Origin of the sequence: Noviherbaspirillum denitrificans (assembly GCF_002211445.1) — a bacterium.
GTDB lineage: Bacteria > Pseudomonadota > Gammaproteobacteria > Burkholderiales > Burkholderiaceae_D > Noviherbaspirillum > Noviherbaspirillum denitrificans.
The window spans coordinates 2,996,684-2,999,765 of sequence record NZ_LSTO01000001.1 but is presented as its reverse complement, the minus strand read 5'-3'; the positions used below and the strand labels follow the sequence as shown (position 1 = coordinate 2,999,765).

Annotated in this window: 3 protein-coding genes; 1 reads left to right on the top strand and 2 read right to left on the bottom strand. The window is 62.4% G+C overall.

Annotation, left to right across the window (positions count from 1 at the left end):
• Positions 1-889, top strand: an 889-nt coding sequence (locus AYR66_RS14525; protein ID WP_088709822.1) for a LysR substrate-binding domain-containing protein, incomplete at its 5' end; no start/stop codon positions are given.
• A 9-nt stretch (positions 890-898) separates the two neighbouring features.
• Here AYR66_RS14525 and AYR66_RS14520 read toward each other — a convergent pair.
• Both AYR66_RS14520 and AYR66_RS14515 read right to left on the bottom strand, forming a co-directional pair.
• The gene (locus AYR66_RS14520; RefSeq protein ID WP_170942151.1) at positions 899-2,461 is read right to left on the bottom strand and encodes a GlcNAc-transferase family protein; all 1,563 of its coding nucleotides are present in this window, start codon (positions 2,459-2,461) and stop codon (positions 899-901) included.
• A gap of 59 nt (positions 2,462-2,520) precedes the next feature.
• Positions 2,521-3,082, bottom strand: a 562-nt coding sequence (locus AYR66_RS14515; protein WP_206047177.1) for a hypothetical protein, incomplete at its 5' end; no start/stop codon positions are given.

Below are 3,082 nucleotides of genomic sequence, written 5' to 3'. Positions count from 1 at the left end.
GCCCCCCCGCCTACCGCCGGTTCACGCACTGTCCGCCTTCGAGGCGGCAGCCCGTCATGGCTCCTTCGCCGTTGCGGCGGACGAACTGTGCATCACGCCGTCGGCGCTGTCGCACCGCATTCGACTGCTGGAGGATTTTGTCGGGGAGCGCCTGTTCCTGCGCGACGGCCGTACGGTCTCGCTGTCCGAGTTCGGTAGGCGTTACCTTGATGTCGTGAAGGCTGCCCTGCGCACGCTGACCGATTTCCCGCTGCCGCACCGTAGCACGCCGGCGCAACCGCGCGTCAAGATCACGGTGCCGCCGACCTTTGCGCGATGCCTGCTGGTGCCGCGCCTGGCGGAATTCACCGCGCAGTATCCCGACATCGTGATCGAGCTGTTCCTGTCCGTGCCGCTGTACGACCTGAGCCTGTCGGAGAGCGATGTGGAAGTGCGTTTCGGCGCCGGCAAGTATCCCGACCTCGTGACCGAGAAGCTGTACGAAGAACCGACCTTTGCCGTTTCCAGTCCGAAGTACCTCGAGAAGATCGGCGGCTTGAATTCGCCCGCCGACTTGCAGAAGGCCACGCTGCTGCGCTCCGCGCTGGAGCCGTGGCAGCCATGGTTCGACGTCGCCGGACTCGACTGGCCGGAACCCTCGACCGGCCTGCGCCTGGATGACCTCGGCCTGCTGCTGGAAGCGGTGCGCCACGGCCATGGCGTCGGCCTGACACGCAAGCATTTTGTACAGAACCTGATCGCTGACGGCGAGATCGTGCACCTGTTCCCGGATGTGCAGCTGAAGACCCCGCCACACGCCTACTACATCGTCTACGAAAAACCGGTGCGCGACCGCCCTGAGGTCAATGCCTTTGTGGAATGGTTGCTGTCGACCTTCCGCAACGTCTGATCACTGCCGTTACGCCGGCAGGTCGGCCATCGCCCACACGCCCAGTTTCTTGGTTCCGCCTTCATCCAGCACCATTCGCGGTGCGGGCAGGTTGAACGGCGCGGCGGTGAGGTCCAGCGCCTGCCATCCGCCGCCACGGATCCATGCATTGCGGCCGATCGGATGCGTGGTCGCAATAAGATAGCGCGCGCCGCTCTGGCGGAAACGTTTCAGGGCCATCAGCACGGCGTCGAGCGGGAGATGCGTCAGGCAATCGCGGCACAGGATGGCATCGCTTTCCGGCAGCGTCGTTGTCACGATGTCCGCTTCCGAGAAGAAGCAGTTGGTGCGCTCCTGCATGCGGCTGCGCATGTCGCCGACCAGTCCGGGCACGATGTCGTAGCCGAAATAAAAACGCAGCGACGTGGTCAGGTCCTTGATCCAGTTCGCATCGCCGCAACCCGCATCGGCGAGGATGCGCACATCGAGGAAATCCAGGGTCTTCGGCAACCACTCGCGCAGTGCCGTGGTTGCCGACAGGGCAGAGCCGGCGCCGGAACGCGTCTCTTCGCAGGCCCACAGGTTTTCTTTCCAGATGAGGGTGAATACCGCTTTGCGCGCGGCGACCTGCTCGGGCGTGTCCGCTGCCAGGCCGGGACGCTGCAAGGGCTGGCCCTTGTAAAGGCGGGCGCGGAAATCCAGTCCGGAGAAAGCCTCATACTGCGCCAGCGAGCGCACTGCGCCGAGGCCGAAGCGATCGATTTCCACCAGGTTCTCGCCGTCCCCGGATAACTCCACGCCGAGCAGATGGCGGATGCGCTTGCGCGCGTGCTGGTTCAGCGTGCTCCAGTCAGTCTGGTCATGCCAGTGGCGCGGACGCTCCTGCCGCCGGCCGTAATCGTGATAGGCGACCACCGCATTGGGTACATGGATATCCCAACCCTTGGTCCACATCCGGACCGCGAGCGTGATTTCCTCACCCTCGAAATAGATGTGGGGATCGTAGGGGACTTCCTCGATGATTCGCGCCGACGCGAAGACCAGGCCCGCGCCGATGAAGGCGTTCCGCGGCGGGACGGGCGGTGCGTCCTTCATGTTCGAGATCTCGGATCGCTGTGAGAGCACGCCGTGGTCATCGAACTCTTTCGGGAAAATGGTCACGATGCCGTCGTCGGCCAGCGTATCCGGCGGCGTGAAGGCGAGGGGATAGGTGGAAAGCACCGGTTTCGGACTCTCGCACTTCCCGAGCATTTCGATGAGCAGGTCATCCCAGCCTGCGGCGAAACGCATATGGCTGTCGACCTGCAGGAAGTAATCCTCGCCGCGCCAGAGCGTCTGCACCTGGCTGCGCGCCCAGCAGACCCCCTTGCTTTCCGACGCATGGACCTTGATCGTCCTGATCTGCTCCGGGCGGGTGTCCAGGACAAAGCAATCGTCATCATCGACCGGGACGTATTGCCAGCAAATTCCGATGAACACGCGCTCCGGATGCGCTGCCTTCTCGAACAGGTCGCGCACCGTATTCTGGCAATCGGGATCGCGGTAACTGGCGATGGATACGAAGATCGTTGGAAGCGAGGTACTGGTGTCCATGGTTTTGGAAAAAAAATGGGACGCTTGCAGGCGTCCCATCGTAGCAAAGATTGCGCGGATTACCAGTGCAGCTTGTCGATATGGTGCGTGTCGATGTCGCTGTGGTCCGAATGGCCCTTGCCGGTATCGGTATCGAGCTTGTCCGGTACATGACCATCGACGATCTTCTGGCCATCGATTTCCTCGGTCCACGTGCCGCTGTGTCCTGAAGTGAGATCGTCATTGATATCCATCTCGATCACGTCGGACCAGTTGGCGCTGGTCGATGCGTGCGCATTGCCATGCGTGTCGCCGAACGTGAACAGGTCGTTGCCGGCGTCCACGTGTGAGCCGTCGGAATGGCCAGCCGTATCGTGAACATCGTGTGCGGTGGACTTCCCGTTGTCGATGGACGGGCCGGAATTGTCATCGTCGTCGGACGTGCTCATCGATTTGCCGGAGCCGGATTTCCCTTTGACGTCCGACGTGCTGCTGTCGTCGGACTTGTTCTTGTTGGCCGAATCTTCTTCAACGTTTGCAGACCGCTTCAGTGACTTGAGCGCGCCATGTTTGCCGGAGCCATTCGAATTGTCTTCGTGCTTCGGTGCTTCGGTCGGTGCTGGAGCCTGGCCGCCAGCGTTT